The 24458-nt window shown below is 36.6% G+C and carries 19 protein-coding genes and 1 pseudogene; 5 read left to right on the forward strand and 15 right to left on the reverse strand.

The features are described from left to right. Window positions 1-90 precede the first annotated feature (90 nt). Window positions 91-1041: a PhoH family protein gene (locus tag NOX80_RS12525; RefSeq protein ID WP_256550130.1), complete on the forward strand. Its 951-nt coding sequence runs from the start codon at window positions 91-93 to the stop codon at window positions 1039-1041. A gap of 246 nt (window positions 1042-1287) precedes the next feature. On the opposite strand, the gene NOX80_RS12530 is transcribed toward NOX80_RS12525, so the two are convergent. Then, entirely contained in the window at window positions 1288-1908 is a 621-nt protein-coding gene (locus NOX80_RS12530; protein WP_256550131.1) for a hypothetical protein, read from the reverse strand. Between the two features lie 201 nt (window positions 1909-2109). Between NOX80_RS12530 and NOX80_RS12535 the strand changes: the two are divergent. The 4 genes and pseudogenes from NOX80_RS12535 to NOX80_RS12550 all read left to right on the forward strand — a co-directional run. Further along, window positions 2110-2212: pseudogene (locus NOX80_RS12535) on the forward strand (PhoH family protein); the annotation flags it as partial. A 152-nt stretch (window positions 2213-2364) separates the two neighbouring features. Continuing rightward, window positions 2365-3315 (forward strand): phosphoribosylaminoimidazolesuccinocarboxamide synthase, encoded by a 951-nt coding sequence (locus tag NOX80_RS12540; protein ID WP_256550132.1) that lies wholly within the window; start codon window positions 2365-2367, stop codon window positions 3313-3315. Window positions 3316-3830: 515 nt separating this feature from the next. Then, window positions 3831-9629: a TcdA/TcdB catalytic glycosyltransferase domain-containing protein gene (locus tag NOX80_RS12545; RefSeq protein WP_256550133.1), complete on the forward strand. Its 5799-nt coding sequence runs from the start codon at window positions 3831-3833 to the stop codon at window positions 9627-9629. Between the two features lie 191 nt (window positions 9630-9820). Beyond that, window positions 9821-10453 carry a hypothetical protein gene (locus tag NOX80_RS12550; RefSeq protein WP_256550134.1) on the forward strand — a complete coding sequence of 211 codons (633 nt, stop codon included), beginning with the start codon at window positions 9821-9823 and terminating at the stop codon, window positions 10451-10453. A gap of 176 nt (window positions 10454-10629) precedes the next feature. On the opposite strand, the gene NOX80_RS12555 is transcribed toward NOX80_RS12550, so the two are convergent. From NOX80_RS12555 to NOX80_RS12620, 14 genes are all read right to left on the reverse strand, one after another. Beyond that, entirely contained in the window at window positions 10630-12030 is a 1401-nt protein-coding gene (locus tag NOX80_RS12555; RefSeq protein WP_256550135.1) for an efflux transporter outer membrane subunit, read from the reverse strand. A gap of 10 nt (window positions 12031-12040) precedes the next feature. Then, complete coding sequence (locus NOX80_RS12560; RefSeq protein ID WP_256550136.1) at window positions 12041-15205, reverse strand: efflux RND transporter permease subunit; 3165 nt, start codon at window positions 15203-15205, stop codon at window positions 12041-12043. 4 nt (window positions 15206-15209) lie between these two features. Further along, window positions 15210-16328 (reverse strand): efflux RND transporter periplasmic adaptor subunit, encoded by a 1119-nt coding sequence (locus NOX80_RS12565; protein ID WP_256550137.1) that lies wholly within the window; start codon window positions 16326-16328, stop codon window positions 15210-15212. A 33-nt stretch (window positions 16329-16361) separates the two neighbouring features. After that, window positions 16362-16853, reverse strand: a complete 492-nt coding sequence (locus NOX80_RS12570) for a GbsR/MarR family transcriptional regulator (RefSeq protein ID WP_256550138.1) — start codon at window positions 16851-16853, stop codon at window positions 16362-16364. A gap of 316 nt (window positions 16854-17169) precedes the next feature. Further along, window positions 17170-17610 carry a hypothetical protein gene (locus NOX80_RS12575; RefSeq protein ID WP_256550139.1) on the reverse strand — a complete coding sequence of 147 codons (441 nt, stop codon included), beginning with the start codon at window positions 17608-17610 and terminating at the stop codon, window positions 17170-17172. 4 nt (window positions 17611-17614) lie between these two features. Further along, window positions 17615-18277: an immunity protein Imm33 domain-containing protein gene (locus tag NOX80_RS12580; protein WP_256550140.1), complete on the reverse strand. Its 663-nt coding sequence runs from the start codon at window positions 18275-18277 to the stop codon at window positions 17615-17617. A gap of 23 nt (window positions 18278-18300) precedes the next feature. Continuing rightward, window positions 18301-18918: a hypothetical protein gene (locus tag NOX80_RS12585; protein WP_256550141.1), complete on the reverse strand. Its 618-nt coding sequence runs from the start codon at window positions 18916-18918 to the stop codon at window positions 18301-18303. Window positions 18919-18959: 41 nt separating this feature from the next. Next, window positions 18960-19772, reverse strand: coding sequence for a hypothetical protein (locus tag NOX80_RS12590; protein ID WP_256550142.1), 813 nt, complete (start codon window positions 19770-19772; stop codon window positions 18960-18962). Window positions 19773-19774: 2 nt separating this feature from the next. Further along, the gene (locus NOX80_RS12595; RefSeq protein ID WP_256550143.1) at window positions 19775-21364 is read right to left on the reverse strand and encodes an ankyrin repeat domain-containing protein; all 1590 of its coding nucleotides are present in this window, start codon (window positions 21362-21364) and stop codon (window positions 19775-19777) included. A 66-nt stretch (window positions 21365-21430) separates the two neighbouring features. Continuing rightward, complete coding sequence (locus NOX80_RS12600) at window positions 21431-21622, reverse strand: hypothetical protein (RefSeq protein WP_256550144.1); 192 nt, start codon at window positions 21620-21622, stop codon at window positions 21431-21433. A gap of 42 nt (window positions 21623-21664) precedes the next feature. Further along, the gene (locus NOX80_RS12605; RefSeq protein ID WP_256550145.1) at window positions 21665-21937 is read right to left on the reverse strand and encodes a hypothetical protein; all 273 of its coding nucleotides are present in this window, start codon (window positions 21935-21937) and stop codon (window positions 21665-21667) included. Between the two features lie 24 nt (window positions 21938-21961). Next, window positions 21962-22663, reverse strand: a complete 702-nt coding sequence (locus tag NOX80_RS12610; protein ID WP_256550146.1) for a hypothetical protein — start codon at window positions 22661-22663, stop codon at window positions 21962-21964. 32 nt (window positions 22664-22695) lie between these two features. Continuing rightward, window positions 22696-23247 carry a bifunctional (p)ppGpp synthetase/guanosine-3',5'-bis(diphosphate) 3'-pyrophosphohydrolase gene (locus NOX80_RS12615; protein ID WP_256550147.1) on the reverse strand — a complete coding sequence of 184 codons (552 nt, stop codon included), beginning with the start codon at window positions 23245-23247 and terminating at the stop codon, window positions 22696-22698. Between the two features lie 103 nt (window positions 23248-23350). Next, the gene (locus tag NOX80_RS12620; protein ID WP_256550148.1) at window positions 23351-24454 is read right to left on the reverse strand and encodes a hypothetical protein; all 1104 of its coding nucleotides are present in this window, start codon (window positions 24452-24454) and stop codon (window positions 23351-23353) included. Between the last annotated feature and the right edge of the window lie 4 nt (window positions 24455-24458).

A 24458-nucleotide genomic window follows, 5' to 3' on the forward strand; every position in this document is an offset into this window, starting at 1 on the left:
GTTTATAACTATTAAGGGAACTTTCTTTAAAAATTGCTAGATTTGAGATATGCAAAGCTAACTTATTTTTTTAATTAAATCCCGCTGCTTTTGAACGAAAGAACCATCGAACTGACAGACATTACCCCTAAAGAATTCTGGGGAGCTCAGGACGCTCATCTTGAGATAATTAAAAAATTATACCCGAAATTAAAAATTGTAGCCCGGGGCACGCTGGTGAAAGCCTACGGAGAAAAGGAAATTTTGGATGAGTTTGAAATGCGTTTTCACCGATTGATGAATCACTTTACACGATACAATTCGATCGATGATAATGTGATCGAAAGAATTGTACAGACCAACAGCCAGGACGAACAAAAAATGGCGGATCACGACAAGATCTTGGTGCATGGCATCGGAGGAAAACTGATCAAAGCATTAACGCCGAATCAACAAAAACTGGTCGATTTTACCATGAAAAATGATATGGTTTTTGCCGTAGGACCTGCCGGAACCGGAAAAACCTACACCGGAGTTGCATTAGCAGTTAAAGCATTAAAAGAGAAGCAAGTAAAACGGATCATCTTAACCCGTCCTGCCGTTGAAGCCGGCGAGAATTTAGGATTCCTTCCGGGCGATATGAAAGAAAAACTGGACCCGTATATGCAACCTTTATACGATGCGTTGCGCGATATGTTGCCACCGCAAACACTGGAAGATTATCTCCTAAAAGGGGTTATCCAGATTGCACCATTGGCATTTATGCGTGGCCGTACGCTAGACAATGCTTTTGTTATTCTGGATGAAGCACAAAATACGACGCATTCGCAAATGAAGATGTTCCTAACCCGTATGGGACGTAATGCCAAGTTTATTATTACCGGAGATCCGGGTCAGGTCGATTTACCGCGACGAACCATTTCCGGACTAAAAGAAGCTTTATTGATTTTAAAAGACGTAGAAGGAGTTGGTATTTTATATCTGGACGATAAGGATATTGTGCGCCACCGACTGGTTAAGAAAATCATTGATGCCTATAAGAGTATCGAAAATCACGATTAAAATTTACAGGATTACATACCTGTTTAAACAGGCTTGATCAAAAAATTAGCTCTCCTTACAAAGGGAGGGCTTTTTTATTAATATGTTGCCCATATTTTTTAGGTTTTTCAAATACTAGTTATTTAAATAAACGCAACATTTAGGTAAAAAAAAAACAGGATAAAATGTTTCATCTTATCCTGTGCAATCTTATAGTGAATACTTAATTTAAATACATAATTATTCACATAAAAACGTTTTCAAAAATTATGGGTTTAATGACACCTTAAGTTCTTCTCTATCACTTCCTCTATACAGGGTTAAATAGGCTTTAGATAGATCTGCATCTTTAGGTATTACAAAATAAAATACTCTTTCAGCTTTCTCTCCTTTTTTTAAAACTAGATTATTATTGTTTGTATCAATATTTACAGCATTAGGATTTGCTTTATAAAATTCTGGTGTAAAAGAAGAGAATCTTTGTATTTTTTCTGCTTTATCATCTATATGAATAGATAAACTTGTATTCATTCTAGAAAAGCTTCCATCACATAGAAGACTCTCAAGGCCAATGTTTACAGCTAATAATTGTTGATCTTTAGTTGGTGCACGATAATCGATATCAGTTTCAGCGAATTTAGCATTTGTAGTATAACTTACAACTGTATATTTTTCTTTTGTATGACTTCCTGTTTGAAATTGTTTATCATAATTATTCACACTTTCATCTATAAAAGATGTACCCGATACAGTTGTTTTTGGCTCCGGTCTTACAATGGCAGTGGGGGTTTCTGTAGTTGGTTCCTCAGTTTGCTCCTGTGTTTGTTCTTTTTTACAAGATGTCAAGGTCAGTGCACTTGCTAAAATTAAAATGCTAATTTTTTTCATAATTTAAAATAGTGTTAATATAATGATTAATAGGATAAAGATATAATAATAATCTTTAATAATGTAAGAAAATTCATAAAAAATATAAAAGGATAATTTTAAAAGTTACCTAATTAAACAAAGTGTTTTATTTAAACTCAGTGGGTGTAATTAATTGAAATAAAATAATTTTATCAGATATTAGTTAAAACACTGAAATTCAGAGGAACCATTTCCGGACTAAAAGAAGCTTTATTGATTTTAAAAGATGGGGAAGGAGTCGGTATTTTATATCTGGATGATTAAGGATATTGCAGGCCACTGATTGGTTAAGAAAATCATTGATGCCTATAAGAGTATTGAAAATCACGATTAAACACAATAAAATCGTCCGCTATAAGAAGGGTGGTTTTTTTTGGTAGCAGTAAGGTTTTTATTTACTTTTGCACCTTTATAACAACTAACTACAAACGTTCTATGAACACAATCACAACAACAAATTTTAACTTTCCGGGCCAAAAATCCGTATACCGCGGTAAAGTAAGGGAAGTTTACAATATCAACGACGAACTTTTAGTTATGGTAGCCACCGATCGTCTTTCGGCTTTTGATGTGGTAATGCCTAAAGGAATTCCGTATAAAGGGCAAATCCTGAATCAGATTGCTACTAAATTTATGCATTTAACTTCAGACATTGTTCCGAACTGGTTAATCGCAACACCTGATCCGAATGTAGCTGTTGGCCATTTATGCCAGCCGTTTAAAGTCGAAATGGTAATTAGAGGTTATCTTTCAGGACATGCGGCACGAGAATATGCAGCAGGAAAAAGAATTCTTTGCGGGGTAACAATGCCGGAAGGATTAAAAGAGAACGACAAATTCCCGGAACCGATTATTACACCTTCAACCAAAGCAGACAATGGTGAACATGATGAAGACATTTCACGTGAAGCCATTTTAGCAAAAGGAATTGTTTCGGAAGCTGATTATATCATCTTAGAACAATATACACGGGCATTATTCCAAAGAGGAACTGAAATTGCTTCTAGTAAAGGATTAATCCTTGTAGATACCAAGTATGAATTCGGAAAAACGAAAGACGGAAAAATCGTTTTGATTGACGAAATTCACACCCCGGATTCGTCCCGTTATTTTTATGCAGACGGTTATCAGGAAAGACAAGCCAGAGGAGAAGCGCAAAAGCAATTATCTAAGGAGTTTGTACGTCAATGGTTAATAGCGAATGGCTTTCAAGGAAAAGAAGGACAACAGATTCCGGAAATGACCGACGAATATATTGCTACGGTTTCAGAACGTTATATTGAATTATATGAAAATATTTTAGGAGAATCGTTTGTAAAAGCGGATATTTCAAGTATTAATGAGCGCATTGAAAAAAATGTTGTAGCATTTTTAAATGACAAATAAGAATAAAAGTAATAATACAAAGGGCTGTTTCAATTTTGAGACAGCCCTTTTTTATTGTATAGCATTAAAAAAGTCAAATATTTATATATAACGGCCAATTAAAAACAGAAAAAATAAATTGCAAAAAATTGAATTAACTTACTTCTGGTTTTCACTTTTAAACTACTTAAATAGTGGTTTATAGCAATTTTTAAATTTATATGATCATTATTTTTCTAGAAAAGAAAATCATATGGATTTCAAATGAAGATACGCTTTATCTGAGAATATAACGTATATAATATTCCCTTTATATTTAATAAAACGATACTTCAATTATTATCCGAGAGAGTTAGTTAGCCAAGACTAAATGACTTTACAAAAGCTTGAAAACCTTCCTCCATAATTTTCCGAATATTTTAATACCCGACAACAACCTACCTCATTTTCTTTCAGCTGAAAAAATCCCTATTCAAAATGGAGTCAATAGGACTTCATACAAAAAACAATTTATAAACGCTTAAAAAATTAAATTTATGCCACCACCACCTATTGTTACCTGGGAAGTACTTCAGAATCAGATTTTAGCTACGGCAACCACTGAAGTAATAAGAAAGCTACTTAAAAAATTGTGTGATAACAATATACTGTTTTTAATGTTGAAGGAGTCTCTTAAAACCTATCATAATAAGACGGAGTATGAAAAACTGGAAGAAGAAGGATTCCGAATTCTGACAGAGTTATATAAGTATGTTAGTGACATATCCGGCTGGGAATTTGAAGGACTTCCCCTAGAGGCAATGTTTGATTCTGATGAGGACAGTAATACTTTTCGAGGTGTTTTTGAGGAATTAATTTCCGTTATAAAAAGTAATATTCTTGCTATCGGAATAAAAAATTCTGAATTGGATGATAGCTTTCATTTTGTCAACATTGCATCCGATTTTTCAGTATTCGAACTCGGTAATTTAGAAGCCTGGATAATTGCACTGAACAGAAAAGAAAGCCCTCCGGCAATTAATTTCTGGATTGATAAGGATAATCTTCTTATCAATGAATTATATGCCGAAATCAGTAAAATCGCTGCCCGTCGTGCAATGAATACATGGAGAGCTACTTATCCGGAAAGAGCACCTGTTTTGCAAAGAATAAGGGATGAAAGAGGGCGATATGAATTAGCTAAGGATCGGTATCAAAATAATCCGTCACAGGAATTATTACAATATGTAAGAATAGTACTTCGGAATTTGAGACAATTAGAAGAAGGGGCATACCAATTTTTAGATGAGTTTAAGGAAATGACGGCAGCAGAAGGGATTATGATTCAGAATGAAGTCTACGATTTTATAAGAACACAGCCTCGTGAAGAATGGAATAACCTTCGTTTACGTTTTATGCAGGAACATTTACAGGTACCGGAAGAAAACATATTGATGTATACTCAAAAATTAGAAAAAGAAAAACGATTAATAGACAAAGTACAGGATGAACTTTCTCCAAAATATCCAAATTTGATTTTTCATGATATTGAGGAAGCTTTTGATATAGAACCAGCTTTGACACGTTTTTATAATCGGGAGTTATTATTGCGTATGGATCCGAGAAGGGCATACAATTGCTTTATTTTAATGATATTAAAACTTAAGGGCGGCAATGTAATGGGAACCAAAATTGTACCGCCATTGGACAGAAGCATCCAGAATATCATAGACGGACATACGATCAGAACAGTAGAATTACCGAATGGACAATCTCAAATTCAAATTCTTTATGAAGATAAAAACGCTATAGAATCTTCTATCAAAGAGCGCATAATAAAACGAAAGATTCTAAAAATAAGACCGGATGAAGAAATAGATATTTGTTATAATGCTGCGCTACCGGTAGATCGACAAATAATTGACGCTATATGGCAAGCAATTGAAATTTTGCCGGCTGATATTTTGTTCCGGTCAATGGAACCGAATTATTCGTTTAAAAATCTTGTAAAATCTACAGATGAAGATTATTTTAATTGGGAATTACCTCCTGATTTTAGTATAGTTAGTGCGAATAACGATTCACCCGGATTGCAGGCAATGATTGAGCATATGGTGGAATTTAATGGACATATTGAGGAAAATTTATCTTCTTTGGCCACAATTAGGACACGATTGGGACTTAGGGATTTAATAGAGATACGATTTGGGACTACTTCGTATGAAAATTTAAATGTGGAAAATCGGGATTTTAAATCGGATACTATTATAGAAGTATGTTTCAATAGAATGGATCGCTTTTTAAAGGTAAATGACTTTATGACAAATATGATTTGTGGTGGTACGGCTATAAATCGTATACAGGATATTTTGATTGAAAAACGGTATAATGAAACTTTTTCTTTTTGGTTAATGAAAATTAGAGTAGGGGAAGATTCTCAAGCGTTTAAGTCTTATTTTGTTAATGATGGTTCCTTGATTCCGGCAAAGGAACTCCATAATTTATTTATTCCTCAGTTCAAAGTATGGATCGATACGGAAAATTTGTTTATGGGGCGTATTGAAAAAGTTTTACGCTTCCGTGATTTTTTTGACAGAAAGGCGATGCAGTTTTATGAATTGGGAGAAGCGCATTCCGCGGAATCGATTCAGTTTTTACCACAGGATTTATTGTTGTCTTCCTATGAATATCCGGAAGGATTGTGTTTGAGCTTGTCGTTACTTCAGGGAATGGCTGATGATTATCTGGATGGCGCTACTATTTTTGCCTCGGATATTTCGGCAATATCAGCACTTCAGGTTGATCAGTTCCGCAATCAGTTGTCACAATCAGATGCTCAATCGTATACAGAATATTCCCGACAACTACGGGAATTGAATAAAGTGGCCAATAAAAATTTTTTTAATGAAAGCACCTCTGTGTTTCAAAATACCGGAAGTGCCACTTTAGCTACTCTTGAAACCGTGTTAAGCAGCCTTACCTTTGAAAGGGAAGTTCGTTATTTACTGACCACGCCCAATCATGGGATGACCTTAAGTCGTAAAGGTGATTTGTATACATTTTATGATTCCAATATCGGATATGTTCGTTTTGATAGCCAAGAGAAAGTGGGTGCCTTTATCCGGGCTCATCTGGATCTAAAGCATGGATTGGGTACCCATTACGGATTAACGGATGCGACTACGGTGAATATCTCCGGCTATACAAACTCCGATTTATGGGCATTTGAAAACGTAAGCTATTTTAGGAGTATCCTTTCACAAGGAGGAGCCGAACTAACGGTAGACCGACTTAGTTCATTAGATCGGGAAAACGGTATGCTCAGTATCGGTACAGCCCGTTTTAAGCGTACCGAATTGGTGGCTATGGGAGGTAAATATAAAGGCTTTGCGATGGATGAGAACACACCGTTTGCCACCGCCGACTTTTGGGATCAAGTGACTTTTGATAGTCAGAAACTCCTTCGTTTTATCTACGACCATGAAGCGGATACTGCAACAATTAACCGACTGGAGGCGTTAAAACAGATCGGAAAACTGCAAACCGACGGTGGTATTGTATCGCTCGCGGATCTTACAGGCGGAAAAGCCACCAACCATATTGATCCGCTGCATTATACGATCTTAGAATCATCCAGGCAGATTGCGGATCTGTATGATCGCTTTTCAATCAAGTTAAAGAACACGGTAGATCAATTAGGTCTAAATTTGGAGGAATACCGATTTAAAACCGGAGAAGTTGAAAAGCTAACGGATCATCAGTATAAAATGGTTTTGGTTCATAAAGAAACCGGCCAAGAAGTTCCGCTTACTCTGGATGGCAAAGAATTTGAAAATGTCGTGAGTGAGCATATTGCTACTTTGGGCGAAAGCAGTGAATCGGCTCTTGCATTGGGCGGAGCAGGTCTTGGCCTTATGGGTTTAATTCGTGGTGCTACGGCACTTCGTAGCGGTCATGGCAGCGGATATGATATTGCATCGGTTGTTTTGGGCGGTAAACAATTAGCCGATGCGATACTGGGAACTGTCGCCATGGCGGTTATCGGTGATACACTAACGGCATCCGGCACGGTCTTTTCATTTTCGATAGAAGGTACTTTAGCCAATTTGTGTGAACAGACGGCCGTGCGAATAGGCGGAACTATCGGAAAACTGCTGACTTCGGTGAGTATGTTTTTAAAATTACCGTTAATCGGATTAAATGTCTGGGGATTATATGAAGATGTGACGTATTTGAATAGTGCCGATTCGGGTCCTGCCCGTGCAGTAGCGATTAGTCAGCTGGTTACCGATTCTATTGTAACGGCGCTAACCCTGGCTTCATTCGCGGTTCCGGAAGTAGCCATTCCGGCTCTTATTGTTGGAGCAGTAGGAATGGGTTTTACAGCGATTGTTCAGAATCTGGCCAATGCTCATGATCGGTATTATAAACTAACCGAATGGCAGGATCGATTGCGGGAGATTGCCAGCAGTTATAGTCCGGTGCCTAACACTCGAAATCGCAATTTGGCGGATCTGTCTAAAAACCAACTTTGTGGTGATGTCCGTTTGGTATTGAGCGATGATAGAAAAAATCCGCATCAGTTAACCTATACCAAATCCTGCGATACAGCGATCCGTTATGGTCATCATCCGGAGAAGAGCCCGCAAGAAGTGAGAAATGCTATTGGTTACGGTTATAGCTATACGAGTCCGATCGGACCTTTTGCCAGAGAAGAATTTTTTGATCCGATTCGATCACCGTTTAATATCGGATGGGGATTGATTGACAGGGTTATACTGGGCTACGGTAGTCGTTATCAACTCATGACTCAGGTGGAATATATTTCCGACTGGTTGCTTTATGATTCCCGAAACGGCAGAGCCAGCGGTGGTTATTGGGAAACCTTCTATACCCGGGCGAATTATAATTCTATCCAACAGGACGGAGCAAGCTGTACCGTTATCGGGAACAGTTTGGATAACACTTTTATTACCCCGGATATTGTGAACTGGTCGGATGCCAAGGAAGCTTCATATATTATAGAACAACATGCAAATTATCAGTTTAACATTACTACCGGAGTGGGTAATAATGTGGTGGTGTTAGGACAAACAGGGCGATATCTCCTTGATGGCGGTTCGGGAAATAATACATTGGATCTTTCTCAGGTACAACTCAACTTAAATGTCGATTTGGATATTACCGGTTATCAGTCTGTTTATATGGGAAATGACCGCTATTCAAACTGTATAAAAGTAGCTGTTTCCAATTTTAATATTGTCCGATGTTCGTTGTCTAATTTTGAATTGCATAGAGAAGTTGTGGTCAAAGGACAATCGAATAAACCGAATGTATTTGTTTTAGGTAGGATGTCCCGGGTAAGTGTATACGGAAGAGGCGGAGGAAATACGTATATCTTGAATAAGATCAGTAACCGTAGTGCCGAGTTCCGTCAGATAATTAATCTGTATATCCAGGCACCTGTTTCAGGCAATACGGATGTATCGGTGGAGCGCGTTTATTTTGAAGAGTACAAACTCTCGGATTTGAATAACGTTACTTTTTCATTAACCGGCGGTGTAAATCCGGTATTGACCTTAGAAGGACTCGCCTTGCAACTGATTCACATTGGTGGCTGTAAAGTACATGATAATGCGGTAAGCAATGTGCAGTTTTCTACTCTGGACGGCTTTTCCTTTTACTATGATCATAAGTTGAAAAAAGGTGTCGTGACTCAGGTTGATTATGAGAAATGGAAAGAGTACAATCAAGATCAGGAAGGCATCAATAGTGGACACTGGTACCGCACGCGTTATTTTAACTTCGACTTATTTGAAACGTTGTACAAAAACAAATTTGTTGTGGCCGATCAAGTGGTTTGTATCAATAACATGGGAACGATGTACCTGAAATTAAGTACTAAAAAAGCCATCTTACTGGTCAACTTAAAAACAAAAGTCACCACGATACCTGGTGAATTTAAAGATTTTGCATGGACGATAGCTTTAAATCACAGTGCCGGTACCATCCTAATTCCAAGTTATATGTGTAATCTGCAAAAACCGTTGATTGTTTTTGAAACGCATTCCTTGTCCGGTAATAAAAGCACAATCGATTTTTCTGATTTTGAAAGTACCTATATCTTCTCAGCCCGTAGAGAGCGGAATTCCTTATTAATTCGTATTTTAAACAGAAGCAACTCTAATAAAACCGTAACCCTTTTGTTTAAAGATGTCTATAATCAGGATATCAACCAAACAATTGCGAATAAAAAAATAGTGCTTAAAAGAAGCGATATTGATTTGGTAAAACTTAGTAACTTACAGAAAATTTGTAAAAAGGTTACAAATGAAAATTTTATATTTTGGTTATAGAAATAAGAAAAAGAGCATTATAAACGCTAATTAAGTTTTTAAAAATAGTCAATATAATTGAGATAATACTCCTGATTTTTTATAAGATCAGGAGTATTTATAAGTTAAGTTTAGTTAAGGTCAAAAATGGTTGCGAAAAATTAGAACTATTTTTTGTACATTGGCTTTTTATCAAACCAAATCAATCCATTATGAAACAATATGCTATCCTGGCTGTGTCATTACTGTTTACAGTAGGAATGTACAGTCAGAAGAAAAAAGCAGGTAAGGCACCGGCAGCTAAAAATCAGTCTACGGTATTAGCAAAAGCAGATGATCTTACTGCTGAGTTAATAAAAAATAAAAATCAGCAGGTTTTTTATGTTTTCAGAAACGAAAAAGGAGCTAAAAAAGATACATTACTGGTAAAACCAATCGATAAAAATGTACCGGCTGAATGTAAGATTACAAGTTTTAAAGTAAAAGATACACCATTGTGTTGTATTAGTTGGACCGAAAAAAACATAACGGAGACAAAGAACAAAAATGAAGAAGCGTTAAGTACATTTTCGGAAATCTGGGAACCGGGAACTAAAACTCAAATCTTAAGTAATGTTCAAACGACAACCAAGATTAAAGAGATCGTTTTTTTGGATAAAGGACAAAATGCTTCTGAAACCCAGGAAAGAATGCGGAGAGAGGGTTTTGAATTTACATTAACAAATGAAGGGGATGTAATCCTGAAAAATAAATCACAGGAAAGTCGTATGACCTATAATCCAACCGATAAAAAATATGTGAATAGCGGATCGGCAAGTGCAGCACCGGCTAAGAAGAAAAGATAAAAGATAAAAGATAAAAGATAAAAGATAAAAGATAAAAGATAAAAGATTTAACTAGAGTACCTGTAAAATGGGATTAGTTAAAGCGAAAAATAAAAAAGGGAGAAATTAAATTGCTCCCTTTTCTTATGATTACACCTGACAGGTTTTTAAAACCTGTCAGGTGTCGTAATAAATTATTATTGCGTTCCGCCACCCAATGCTTTATAAAGTGTTATAATAGCATTGAATTGTCGGTATTTATTATCAATAAGATCCAATTCACTGCTTAATGCAGAGTTTTTAGCGGTTAAAACTTCCAGATAATTCACAAAACCGTGGTTTAATAATTCATCCGAATAGTTGGCCGCTTTTTTAAGCGCATCCACTTGTTTTTCACGAATGACCAGCTTTCCGGTTTCATTTTTATATTGTGATAAAGCATCTGAAACTTCTTTACCGGCTGTTAAAAGCGATTGCTCAAATTGAAGATATGCTTTTTCCTGATTGGCTTTAGCAATTTCATATTTTGTTCTGATTTGACGCTGATTAAAAATAGGTTGTGTCAAACCGGCAACAATATTAGCAAAAAGAGAGTTCGTACTAAACCATTCTTTTAACTCTAAACTCTGAAAACCACCCGAAGCTGTAACGGTAAAAGAAGGATAGAAATTACTTCGTGCTACATTAGTCATTTCAAAGTTCGTAATCAGATTGTATTCAGCAGCCATAACGTCCGGTCTTTTGCTTAATAAATCAGCAGGAACACCTAAGTTTACATCTACATTCATCGTCTGAGTAGCTATGTTTCCTCTTTCGATTTTTCCCGGTGACTGACCTAATAGAATGGACATCGTATTCTCCATAATCGTGATGTTATTCTTAACATCAGCAATGATCAACTCAGTAGCGTATTTTTGTGCTTCTGTTTGTTTTACAGCAACTTCATTAACATTACCGGCATCTTTTAACGCTTTAATAGTGGTTACACTATTGTCTCGGTTGATTAATGTTTCTTCTGCCACTTTTAGCTGTGCATCAAGCGATAATAGCTGATAGTAAGTAGCGGCAATACTCGCCAGTAATTGTGTTTTTACGGCTTGATTGGCGGCAACCGATTGTAAGTATGAAGCATTTACAGCTCTTTTATTACTTCTGATTTTTCCCCAGATATCTGCTTCCCAAGACAAGTTTCCGGCCAATTGGTATTGATCTAAAGAACCATTGAAAAAAGAGCCGAACTGACTGTTTTTAGCTAATTGCTGATGCGTAAGATTGGCACCGACACTAAGAGTAGGGAGGTATCCCATTTTTCCTTGTTTCAGATTCGCCTCAGCTGCAACAATTGACTGCATTGCAATACGGATATCGTAATTGTTTTGCAACCCTTTTTCAATATAGCCTTGTAGTAGAGGATCCGTAAAAAGCGTTTTCCACGAAACACCTGCTAATGAAGCACCTTCAGTACCCGAAGCATCTGCACGATACAAATTTTCGGTTTTTACTTGCGGTCGCTCATAATTTTTGGCGACAAAGCAGGACTGCATCACCGATGCAGCTGCTATGACAACCATTATTTTATATGATTTTTGATATTTCATTTTCATAGATTTATAATGCAACATTTTCAGAATCCTGTTCGGCTGCTTTTTGGGCTGCTGTTTTTCCGGTGATACGCTCTTGTAATCCCTGGAAAATCACGAACAATACAGGGATAAAGAATACACCCAGAATTGTACCGATTAACATTCCTCCAACAGCTCCCATACCGATAGAACGGTTACCGACAGCTCCGATTCCGTTAGCTAAAGCCAATGGTAATAAACCGAAGATAAAGGCGAAGGAGGTCATAAGGATCGGACGTAAACGCGCTTTTGCACCTTCAACTGCCGATTCAAACAGGCTCATACCGTGCCTTCTACGCTGAATGGCAAACTCTACAATCAGAATCGCATTTTTAGCGAGTAATCCGATAAGCATGATCAGGGCAATCTGGAAATAGATATTGTTCTCTAATCCGGCCAGTTTTACAAATCCGATGGCTCCGGCAATACCAACAGGTAGTGAAAGGATAACCGATAACGGTAGTAAATAACTTTCATACTGAGCACTTAACAGGAAGTACACGAAAATCAAACTTAAAAGGAATACTCCGATTGCCTGACCACCCGAAGCAATTTCCTCACGTGTCATACCGGAAAACTCATAAGTATAGTTGTTCGGTAAATGTTGTGCTGCTACTTCTTCGATAGCTTTAATCGCATCTCCGGAACTGAAGCCCGGTTTCGCTTTACCGTTTACGTTTACCGATTTTAACAGGTTGAAACGGGTAACGGATTCCGGACCGTAGGTTTTCTTAAGACTTACGAACTGGCTGATGGCTACAAGTTCATCATTTCTGTTTTTGATATAAATTTTATCTAAACTTTGTTCTGTAGCGCGATCTTCCGGTTTCGCCTGAATCATTACACGATACTGTTTACCGAAACTGTTGAAGTCGGTTGTATATAATCCACCGTAATAACCTTGTAGTGTATTGAATATATCCGAAACACTTATACCGGCATCTTTGGTTTTTTCAATATTGATATCCAGCTGATATTGCGGGAAGTTCGGGTTAAAGTTGGTCATCGCATATTGAATTTCCGGACGTTGGTTTAACGCCTGTAAAAACTCACCGCTGACCTTACTGATTGTAGCCCAGTCATCATCACCTTTAGATTGTAGTTTGAATTCAAATCCGTCAGCAGTACCAAATCCCTGTACACTCGGAGGTGTGAAGAATAAAGCTCTGGCATCTTTAAATTGTGCTGTACGTCCGAATAATTCACCAACAACCGCTTCGATAGTTTGTGTTGCTTCTTTACGCTCAGCCCAGTCTTTTAGTTTGATAACCGTAAAGGCATAAGAACCACCGTTTACGTTGTTTAATAAACTGAAACCAACAACACTCATACGCGATTCGATAATGTCCATAGACGCTAAAATAGAATCCAGTTCGTTAACCGCTAATTGTGTTTTTTCTAAAGTAGTTCCCGGTGGCAATGTTAAATCACCCATGATGATACCACGGTCTTCATTCGGAATAAACCCGGATGGAGTCGTGTTGAATAATAACAAGGTGATTCCGGTTACCGCTAATAAAGAAATTCCGGTGATCCATTTTCTTTTAACCAGGAAGTTTAACGACTTACTGTATTTATTGTTCATCGAATCAAAAGCCGTATTAAAAGCGGTAAAGAAACGATCTTTTAATCCTTTTTTAGCATGTTCCGAATCGTCATGCGGTTTTAAGAACAGTGCACAAAGCGCCGGACTCAATGTTAAAGCGTTAATCGCTGAAATGACAATCGCAACAGCCAGTGTAATCGCAAACTGTTTGTAGAATACTCCGGAAGGTCCTTTTAAGAAGGATACCGGAACGAATACCGCCGACATAACCAATGTGATCGAAACAATCGCCCCTGTAATCTCATCCATCGCAGAAATAGTAGCCTGTTTAGCATCCTTTATACCGTGGTCGAGTTTAGCATGGACGGCTTCTACAACTACGATGGCGTCATCCACAACGATACCGATGGCCAGAATCATTGCAAATAAGGTCAACATATTAATTGAAAATCCGAATAATTGCAGGAAGAAGAAGGTACCTACAATCGCTACCGGAACCGCAATTGCCGGAATCAACGTAGAACGAATATCCTGAAGGAATACGAATACCACGATAAATACCAAGATAAAAGCTTCAACAAGGGTAGAAACTACTTTTGCAATAGAAGCATCCAGGAAGGTTTTCGAGTTATACGGAATTACGTAATCAATCCCTTTAGGGAAGGTTCCTTTACTTTCTTCTAAAATGTGTATTACTTCGGTCATAATATCCTGAGCATTCGATCCCGAAGTCTGGAAAATACCTACTGCAACACCTTGTTTACCCATTGCCATGTTTTTGGCTCCGTAGTTAAACGCACCTAATTCTACAGTTGCAACATCTTTTAAACGAAGGAAGTTTCCGTTACCTGTCGATTTAATAATGATGTTTTCATATTCGGAAGTTTTGGATAAACGCCCTTTATATTTAATTACATATTCGTAAACACCTTCCGCATTTTCACCGAATTTACCCGGTGCAGCTTCTAAATTTTGCTCTCTAAGTGCATCCTGAATATCAGACGGAACTATTTTATAGTTGGCCATTTTTTCCGGATCGATCCAGATACGCATTGAATAATCTTTCGCTCCGAAAACGTTTACTTGTCCGACACCTTTTACACGTTGTAATTTCGGTACCAGGTTAATACGGGCATAGTTCTGGATAAATGTTTCATCATATTCCTTATTGTTGGAATATAATGCGAAGAACATCAAGGCACTGGTCTGACTCTTAATTGTAGTTACACCGGTGTTTACTACAGCTTGCGGTAGTTTACTCGTAGCACGAGCCACACGGTTTTGTACGTTAACGGCAGCGATATCCGGGTTTACACCCAATTCAAAGAATACACTGATATTTGCAGCACCGTTATTAGCCGAAGTAGAGGTCATATAGGTCATACCTTCCACACCGTTGATTTCCTCTTCGATAGGAGTAACCACACTATTTAAAACCGTTTCAGCATTGGCTCCGGTATAAGTAGCACTAACCTGAACGGTTGGCGGTGCAATTTCGGGATATTGTTCTATGGGTAATGATGTTAACCCCAATATACCCAAAATGGTAATGATGATGGAGATTACGGTAGAAAGTACCGGTCTGTTTATAAATGTTTTAATCATAAGTTTATTTTTTTACGGGTGCGTTTGCAGCCGGTTGTGCATTTTTACCGGCTTCCTGAGGAACAATTTCCTGGTTGTCGGTTAGTTTGGTAACACCTTCAGTAACGATTGTTTCTCCAGGTTCAACTCCGCCGGTAACGATAAAATTCAAACCGGATGTACCGCTGATTTCAACAATTTTAGAATGTACTTTATTGTCTTTTCCAACAGTATAAATCATCTGTTTTCCTTGCATGTCATATACTGCATTTTGAGGAATCAGAATAATATCTTTAGCTTCTACCGGTAAACGGATAATTCCGCTACCACCGCTTCTTAAAACAGACTGCGGATTCGGGAATTGCGCACGGAATTCAGTACTACCGGTACGGGCGTTTACTAAACCGTTAACCGTCTCGATTTTTCCTTTGTGCTCGTAAACTGAATTGTCAGCCAGAATTAATTCTACAGATGGAATTGCTTTTATTTTATCGGCTAGCGTAGCGCCCGGGAATGTTCTGCTAAACTGAATCAGCTGCTTTTCATTCATCGTGAAATACGCACGGATATTACGGATATCGGATACCGTTGTCAGCGGATCTGCCGTACTGGCGCTAACAAGACTTCCCACTTTATACGGAAGGCTTCCGATCACACCGTCTACCGGACTGGTAATTGTTGCAAAATTAATATTGGCAGCAATACTGTTATAGCTCGCTTTGGCACGTGCTAAATTAGCTTTTGCTGTTTCCAATGTTACATTACTGATAATTTTGCGGTCAACCAGCGGAATTAAACGATCTACTTCAACCTGAGCAGCCGCTACAGCCGCTTTCGCTGCACTTGCATCTTGAGAAAGACTATTGGTTTCCAGTTTGAACAATACTTGTCCTTTTCGAACATTCTGGCCTTCATCAACATAAATATGCTCGATAAAACCGTTTACTTTCGGTCGGATTTCCACATTTTGCTGACCTTGTAAATTAGCTGAATATTCCTGATAAGTTGTTGTATTTTCTTTTACTACTTTTTGAACTGGAAAGGGCATGGGACCACCAGGTTGCTGCTGTTGCGGATTTTTGTCTCCACACGATGCCAAAACCATTGACAGGACCAACATGCTAAAGATTACTTTATTCTTCATAGGGTGTAAATATTTATATAATTGTAAAAAGCTTTAAAATTCATCTTTTGATAAGGATTCCTGATTGATACACTCATTAAGTATTTGTTCAAACTTAGAGAGGTATTTCATATAGGTGTCCATAGCATTTACTACAAATGCCGTATGTGCTTTATCATCTGCGGGATAATTGAGTTCGTATGCCTTTACACGGTTGAGCATGTTTTTTTCAGATTCAATAAATTTCAGATGATTCTGAATACGCTCGTTAGGAGGGGAGGGCATAAAATATTTTTTGCGGTCGCCGGTTTTGGTATAATAGGTGATTTTTCCGAGCTTCAGCAATAAATTAATATTGGTTGAGATGGTACTTTTACTGGCACAACCCTGGTCGACCAGTTCTTCGAATGTCATTCCTTTGTCTCTGACATTCATAATTAAAAGACCTAATATACGGGCCGCGCAAGGCGGTAAATGGTAATACGTTTCAAAGTGTATCCCGAATAGTTCAATTAATTCTTCTTTTTCTTCCTGCTGTTTATTCATGGGAATCCTGATTTTGGTTCGCAAAGATACGATTAGTTTGGTTTAAACCGAACCAACCGAACTTCAAGATAGCGTTAAAAAATACTTAATATTTTTGCACTGCGACAGCGGTAAAAAAAAAAGAATCTGAATATTAGTGTATTACCAATATACAGATTCAAAATTCTTGAACTAATTTACAACAAAAATGAATTGAAAATACATTTTGCTGTTAAGAAATTATTGTGATTAAATGGTTTTTGTGATAATATGGCAACACGTTGTTTAAACAGCGGTTATTTTTAATCGAATATTTTGATGAAGCAGACTTTTATTATTATTCTAAATCGATATTATAATCACTTTTTATAAAGTCTCTAAAATCAGTCCATTGCGCTTCCCAATCATTAGGAGACCACCAGGGATGCGCATCATTGTAGTCGAATACTTTACCGAAATCCGGAGAAGATGTATCACAACACAATAGAAGGTCATGGCGGGAACCCCATTCTCCGATTACCAGGAATATGATATCACATGAAGTAAGTTTATTCGCCGCTTTCCGTTCTAAAAAATCATCGGCGTACATTTGCATCCAATCTTGAGTACTTATTAATGTATCTGACAGGCTAAATAAATCGTCAATATTTATCTTTCGAATAGCATCCGTATACATGTGTGGTATTTCTAGATTTTTATCCAGGTATTCGGAATCAAAATAGTCGGAGTAAATATCTTTTAATCGTTCCGTTAACTCTTTGTTGCTTTCGCTACTCATCGGTTTAATTATTTATCAGATTGTTATCAAATGCTATTTTAGCATCTTTACCGTCCCAAATAACTTTATATCCAAAGGGGAGTGCCATAAACTTTATGAGTTCCGGTCGCAAAGTCATTAGTTGTCCTACCGTCATTTCTTCAAACGACATGGTTTCTTCATCAAAGTTATCGGTTAGAGCAACCCATCCGGAATCGGGAAAATCGCTAAGCCAACGGAATAAATGCGTTGGTAATCCGGTTTTTACTAACGGATCTACGCTAACAATTTGATCAAAATCAGGAAAATTAGGTTCTACTTTTAATTGATCACAAACAAAAAGCTGTTGATTCAACACATTAAGTGTGCGATTTAATCCGGCTGCAAAACCTCTTTGTTCCGGGTTGATTTCAAGAATTTCGAAAAAGTTTTCTTCTTCATGTGCTAAAATAAGCCAGGAGAAACAGGTTAATTTGTTACCGTGTTTAATGACTGGTTTTTCATCCTGAATAAATTCGACCAGATAGTGTAGAATGGGGTTTAATTCCTCTAGTGTTAGCCCGTATTTTGCGATTTTTAATTCTTTTCCGATCGATACTTCTAATCCTTTAGAATAATAATGATCTCCATCGGCGTAAAATGCAATATCTCTGACCATTAATGCTTTAATTTTATTAAAAATTCCCATAGCTAGTATTCGTGTGTGGTTTTTTAAAGATTTCCATATACCGTAATATAGTCGGCATAACTCAATTTGTCATCTAACCATTCGATTAATTGCTTTTTAAATTCAATTACTTTCGGGTCGTCTGTTTTTGACTGTTTTATTCGCTCTACTATTATTCGGCAGGATTTATTGTCAATATAATTATGGCCGCAATTGTCAAAAGAATCTTCTGTCATTTTATTCCAGGGATTCTGTAAAGGGAAAACCGATTCAAATTCGTTTATTACAAGGTTAAAGTCAACATAAGGAATAAAAACATCGTTTCGCTTTGTTGATTCATAGCCTACACGGTCATTGTTTTCGGGCCATAAAATAAAACCGATTGCATTTCGGCCAGTCGGTATTTCACTTGTAGTAATTACTATTTCTTTAGAGTTAATTTTTTTGATCGCTTTCGTGATATTATACTTATACAATTCATAATGCTTTTTAGCCGTTTCATGATCACATTCGGCAGCCAGCATTATTTCTTTTATATTATTGTTGTGAAATGCTTGTTCACTAGCGTCAATATCACCCTTATTTTCTCTTAAAAGTTGTATCGCAACGTCCAATGGAATTGAAATTCTACTCCGTAATATAGTTATTGTATTGCGATCCATTGCTTCGTTTATTTTATTGAAAATAAAAACCGGTTTTTTTATTATTGGTTTAGAAATGTTTTAAAATCGTCTAATCGTTGTTTGTGGTAGCTAAAATCTTTATCGGGAAATATTTTTGGTAACAAATAAACGCATACTTCCATGTGGTGAAGCAACGCATCCAAACGACTGGTTTCACGGGTTACATTTCTTCCTAAAGGCGATTCTATAAGCCCTTCTGTGTATGGATATAATAGCCAATAACCGACTTTAAAATCGGCACATTTGGTTTTTATTTCTTCAAAATCCAGATAAAAATACTGCCAGCCGCATACCGCCATACTATCTATCATGGCTTGGTAATAACTGTCTAAACTAAAATTAGTTTTAAAAAAACGGCCATTGTCTAAATATAAAATATCAAAAGGATATTTTTCTTTTGTACGATGGAAAATTCCATAGGTACCGTCACCCATACCGTGTGCCGATTTACAGAATAGGTTGGTTTCTTCTTCTAAGAAACGTTCTTCTTCTTCGGTAAAAAAATCATGCTGACAAGCAATAGAGCTATAGTCGGATTGAGGAGGGAAAGCTAAAGCATCGCAAAAGCCCCAATTTTTAAACCCACCATATAAGTAAATATTTTCGATAGTGAGTTCCCAATCCAATTTTAAATTTCCTATCCATTCCCATTTTAAATCTTCATCGGTAACTTCTCTATCCCATACATATAGAAAATCTTTTTTTGTTTCTGCTGCTAAAAAGTTAAATGCCCTTTCCGAAAAATTTAATGCTTCCTCTAAATTGTCTTCGACTGTGTAAAAACCTGGTTTTGCTTTAATATAGCCTACAAAATCCAATACTTGTTGAATCATAATTAATAGTTTATTTTTTTTAGTTGTACTACTATTAGTTCCTTATTTGTAGAAACCAGTAAATTTTCTTTGTCGTTATCTAAATACACGTTTTTGATTTCAGCCGATATATCCAATGTTATTTCCCGGAATATTACTTTTTTTACCGAATCAATAAACAGCAGTAGCTTTCCTTTTCCAACAATAATGGTATTCTCATTACTAAATGTCAGATCGCTATGATTTTGTTCTGATTTATATTGTGAGATATCGATTTTCCAGTGTTTATGCAGCTTTTCTTTTTCAAAAGAATAATACTCCACTACAGAAGGGAAGGAAACGGCAAAATCATTTTGATGAAAGCTAAAACCACTTGAAGTGTTATCCCACTCTTTAAAAAATGTACGGATAAATGAAATATTTAAATCATCATCAATTTTATAAAGGTTGTAGTAAGTATCCTGATCATAGCTTAAAAATGCTATCAAACGCTCATTCTGATTGATTTTGGGAACCATGGTTCCGTCTTCTGCTTTTGTTTTACTGATGACTTTATAATCTTCCGAAAGTAAAACTAATTCCCAATTTTGAGAGCTTCCGAGAAATAGTTTCTTTGCCGGTAAATAGGTAATCTGGTCTAGCACTACATCATTTTCAAGTGCAATTGAATGGTGTAATTGGAATGTATTTTGTTCCACGATCAATACTGTATTATCGGCAGTCGGAATGACGATATTATCGTTTTTATCAAAGCTGAAACTTCGAATATAGGAAACGTCTATTGTTGCAATTTTATCAATTTGCAGCTTTCCATCAGACGTTAGTATGTACTTTACCAGTTTTGTATTTTTTGTTAAACCGATAAACCAATCCGGATTCGTCGGGCTTTGTTTTAAAAAATAAACCGTTTCAAACGTGTAATTTTCTGTCGGAATGTTTGTAATCCTGTAGGAGATTAATTCCGGATATTTTTCCTTAAAATGGTTTACTATATTTTTTCTTTGTCCTTGCTTGGCTAAATGGTAAGGCGTTCGTTGACTGCTGTCTTTTTGCCAGGGACAACCGTTATGATAAGCAAAATCAAAGACTTCAGGAAGGTCAAGCCACGATAAATTATGCAATAAATTGCTATTCTGCTTGTCGGAACCGTCTATCTTTATTTGGTGGTTGCGATATGCTTTTATACATTCGATACTACAACAAACCAGATATTGAGGTTCTATAGTATTGATTTTCGCACCTTTAGTCAGCAATAAGTTTACAACCTCAACTTTGTCCTGTCTTGTGGCCAAATAAAGCTCTTTATCATTCATTGTTGCTCCGTTATCGAGAAGGTATTTTGCTACTTCAAAATTATCCGCCCAACATAGCGGAGTTGCGTATATTCCGCTTCTTTCAGCATTAACCTCAGCTCCGTTTTCAACCAAATATTGAATCATTTCAAAGTTTCCGTTCAGCGAGGCAATATGTAAAGGCGTATCGTCCATCCAACCTTTAAGGTGTATTTCGGATGGATTTTGCTTTAAATAGCTTTTCGCTTCTTCATTTTTGTGCTCTTTTATCAGCGTGAAAATTTCCGGTGTTTTTGTGTGATCGGTCTGATAAATATTCATAGTTATAGTTTGGTTTTAAAGCCGAAGCGTAAATAGGTGAGAGGCTGTAATAGGAAACAAACCTATTTAGCCATTGTTTTTTATCATTGCAATGGCTAACTCTTCTTTATTTAAAATGTTGGAATACCAAATGCCTTTTCCCCAGGTTCCTTTACCGGAAAATTTGTCCGGATATTCAAAATGGAGTAGTGTTGCCGTTCTGCTTTTTAATCTCGAAATTTGTTGAATGATTACATTTATGTTCGAATATACGAGCATTTCTACCTTTGATTTGTCGATTTGAAGCATTTCGATTTTCAATCAGTTAATTATTCTGTCCCCGTTTGTTTTGCAAAGATGTTCAATGTCCGATTTTAATTGAAGTATTGCTTTTTCATCCAATAAAAATCGTTCCTGCCGCGGACTTTTATTTAAGTATTCCGGTTGTAATTCTTTGTATAAATGATAATTGATATGCTGTTTTTGTAATTCCGTATAAGTTGCTGTAAGTTTTTGCCAATTACCGTTTTTGTCCCATACAGGATACTCATTATAAGCGGTCCAAATAATATGAAATAGTTGCTTTTTTTCCATCGTTTGTAGCCTTACATCGGTTATTTATTTTCCGAATATTTTGTTTAATAAAACGCCAATTTTGGATTTACCGCTTTGTTCGCTGTAATAGGGTGCCGGAATATTAATTTCACTGGTATCATTTGTCAGTTTTTTAATTCCGTCAAATAAAGGTTCTCCGGCTTTTGGGATTGGAGTGACTTCTGTTAAAGGATAAAATTTGTCGTAGGCATCCATTCCAACCGGATAGTTTGTTCTTTCCAGCCAAAATGGTTCTAATAAATCCGGTCGTGGCTCCTGGTGAATTCTAGTATCAAAACTTTGTCTTGCTTTTTGAATAAAATCTTCATCCCAATTCGAACTTGCTCTTTCAAAATAGCGTAAACTTTTTGCAGGAATGTGAAGCAAAAAAATTTGCGTTTTACCGTTTAATTTATAAACATCAAGAATTTTGAAATAGCTGTTAAGGTTGATCGCACAATGACCAAACCTTTCGTTGTCCGGGTTTATTTCATACAGTTTTGCGGCTTTTGCAGATGCAATTAAAAAGCGGGTATTAAATTTAATACCGCCGCCTAAACAGCTGACATCAAGAAAATATCCGTTTCGGATTAACAGATCTTTTTTGAATTTTTCTGCTACAGAAGGTTCTAAATCACAATCTTTATAATATAATGTGGCACCCGGATAGGTCCAGTTTATTATTTCCTCATAGTTTTCAAGAATTCCGTCTTCTATCTCTGCCATATTTGTTACGTTTTGTTTGTCAATATCTTGGATTATTTGTCTTTGTAAAGTTCTATTTTGGTTAATAACCTATCGGCTAAATAATCATTGCCTTCTTTTAAATAATCATAAATGATTTTGGCTTCCTGAAGGTATTTTTCCTTTTTCGATTGGTTCCAATAGTAAGGAGGCGCATATAAGTTACAAATCCGATCGGCCATTTTTACCGCCCAGATTTCTTTTGGTTGTGCTTTTATCCGATTTAAACTATCGATCATTTGAAGTTCTTTTGCAAGGGCTGTATTTTTTGTCAAAGCTTGTACACCGTCCAGTACCTGTTTACCGTAGTCTTTTTCCAAATCGTCGCTACTAAGATTGGTATCTTCCAAAGTATCGTGTAAAAAAGCGCATTTTACGGCAAGCGCTATGTCAAAATCCAACGTATTTTTTGAGGCGTTTATGATTTCAAATACAACACTACCGATATGATTGATGTATTCTATTTTTTCGCCTTTAGTTTGCCCGCCATAAGTTTGTCCGTTATGTAGAAGGCTTACTTTTTGCCATAAATCCTGTAAATCATCAATAGTAAATGTATCGTTCATTTGAAGGTATATTCTGGTTTAATATGGGTATTTCTTTGGGTTGTACTTTTGCAGGTTAAATATATAGGAAATTATTTACAAATAAAAATCTTTTATTTTCCGGTTATTCCTTTTGCCAAAGATATCCGACGCCGATATATTCGATTTCTTTTTTAGCGAAAAACGTTTCGTAAACGTTATCTTCTTCCCGAATACAGGCTAGATCATCTATAATTCTTTGTTTCTCAAAATACCATTCTTTCCAGGTATTCAGGTTGGTCCAACGAATCGTTGTATCGAAATGCTCGACTTGAATACCTTTTTCCCAGCCACTACACGAAGGAACGCCACAGCAACATGAAAATATAAAATATTCACCATCCTGTTGCATGCTATTGAGCAGTTCGGTAGGATCAATAATATCACTTTCCGCATAAGGTTTTTCAGTGTTTATCCGTATTTCAAATTTTCCCTGCATATACACCTCATTCTCATCATATATCGATTGAGAAGCTGTAACGACCAGCTCTGCACAAATGCTATCGTATATTTGTGCATCCAGCCAATTGGTTAGTTGTGTCAATTTCTCCGGTGTAATATGACTTTTGTAATTTAAAAGCTGCTGTACTAACTCCTGATAGTCTTCTACATCGTAATATCGCTCTTTGGGATCTTCACCTTCTTTAATTATTTCGTCATGACGTAGTATCATTTCATTTGCTTTTTCAACATAAAAATCGGCAAGGAGCTGTTTGGAATCAGCATAGTTGTCGACTACATATTCTTCAAAAAGGCAATTCCAATGCGTAAAGTTCCGGGTACTTCTGAAATTTAATGTTCCATTTATAATTTCATACCGACTGATTATGTCATCCCAAAGTACATAAAATAAGGCATCTTCCAAATAGGTGGCCATGGTAGTAAAAAATTCATTGAAATCGCTACCAAAGCCGGACTTGCTGCCACTTTGTATTGCTATATAGATACCGGGTTCGTAGAAATCGATTATCCGGTCTGTTGCAAAAAGAGAAATTCGCTGGATTTTCCCGTCTTCTGAGTTTATGATAAACGTATTGGAAAAAATACCTTGTACATGGGTATCGTTTCCTTGATTGACGATGGTATATTCTTTTAAAAAAGCAGCTTCTTTATTTTTACGAACCCGTAAAATAGTACCGGAATTAATAATTCTTGGTTTAAGCTGATACAGATCGTTTGTTATTCCCATTTTT

Source organism: Flavobacterium cerinum, from assembly GCF_024496085.1.
Taxonomy (GTDB): Bacteria; Bacteroidota; Bacteroidia; order Flavobacteriales; family Flavobacteriaceae; genus Flavobacterium; species Flavobacterium cerinum_A.

Excerpts from the sequence above, each read along its gene's own strand:
- NOX80_RS12530 (WP_256550131.1), bottom strand. The coding sequence starts at position 1,908 with ATGAAAAAAATTAGCATTTTAATTTTAGCAAGTGCACTGACCTTGACA.
- NOX80_RS12540 (WP_256550132.1), top strand. The coding sequence starts at position 2,365 with ATGAACACAATCACAACAACAAATTTTAACTTTCCGGGCCAAAAATCC.
- NOX80_RS12545 (WP_256550133.1), top strand. The coding sequence starts at position 3,831 with ATGCCACCACCACCTATTGTTACCTGGGAAGTACTTCAGAATCAGATT.
- NOX80_RS12550 (WP_256550134.1), top strand. The coding sequence starts at position 9,821 with ATGAAACAATATGCTATCCTGGCTGTGTCATTACTGTTTACAGTAGGA.
- NOX80_RS12555 (WP_256550135.1), bottom strand. The coding sequence starts at position 12,030 with ATGAAATATCAAAAATCATATAAAATAATGGTTGTCATAGCAGCTGCA.
- NOX80_RS12560 (WP_256550136.1), bottom strand. The coding sequence starts at position 15,205 with ATGATTAAAACATTTATAAACAGACCGGTACTTTCTACCGTAATCTCC.
- NOX80_RS12565 (WP_256550137.1), bottom strand. The coding sequence starts at position 16,328 with ATGAAGAATAAAGTAATCTTTAGCATGTTGGTCCTGTCAATGGTTTTG.
- NOX80_RS12570 (WP_256550138.1), bottom strand. The coding sequence starts at position 16,853 with ATGAATAAACAGCAGGAAGAAAAAGAAGAATTAATTGAACTATTCGGG.
- NOX80_RS12575 (WP_256550139.1), bottom strand. The coding sequence starts at position 17,610 with ATGAGTAGCGAAAGCAACAAAGAGTTAACGGAACGATTAAAAGATATT.
- NOX80_RS12580 (WP_256550140.1), bottom strand. The coding sequence starts at position 18,277 with ATGGGAATTTTTAATAAAATTAAAGCATTAATGGTCAGAGATATTGCA.
- NOX80_RS12585 (WP_256550141.1), bottom strand. The coding sequence starts at position 18,918 with ATGGATCGCAATACAATAACTATATTACGGAGTAGAATTTCAATTCCA.
- NOX80_RS12590 (WP_256550142.1), bottom strand. The coding sequence starts at position 19,772 with ATGATTCAACAAGTATTGGATTTTGTAGGCTATATTAAAGCAAAACCA.
- NOX80_RS12595 (WP_256550143.1), bottom strand. The coding sequence starts at position 21,364 with ATGAATATTTATCAGACCGATCACACAAAAACACCGGAAATTTTCACG.
- NOX80_RS12600 (WP_256550144.1), bottom strand. The coding sequence starts at position 21,622 with ATGCTCGTATATTCGAACATAAATGTAATCATTCAACAAATTTCGAGA.
- NOX80_RS12605 (WP_256550145.1), bottom strand. The coding sequence starts at position 21,937 with ATGGAAAAAAAGCAACTATTTCATATTATTTGGACCGCTTATAATGAG.
- NOX80_RS12610 (WP_256550146.1), bottom strand. The coding sequence starts at position 22,663 with ATGGCAGAGATAGAAGACGGAATTCTTGAAAACTATGAGGAAATAATA.
- NOX80_RS12615 (WP_256550147.1), bottom strand. The coding sequence starts at position 23,247 with ATGAACGATACATTTACTATTGATGATTTACAGGATTTATGGCAAAAA.
- NOX80_RS12620 (WP_256550148.1), bottom strand. The coding sequence starts at position 24,454 with ATGGGAATAACAAACGATCTGTATCAGCTTAAACCAAGAATTATTAAT.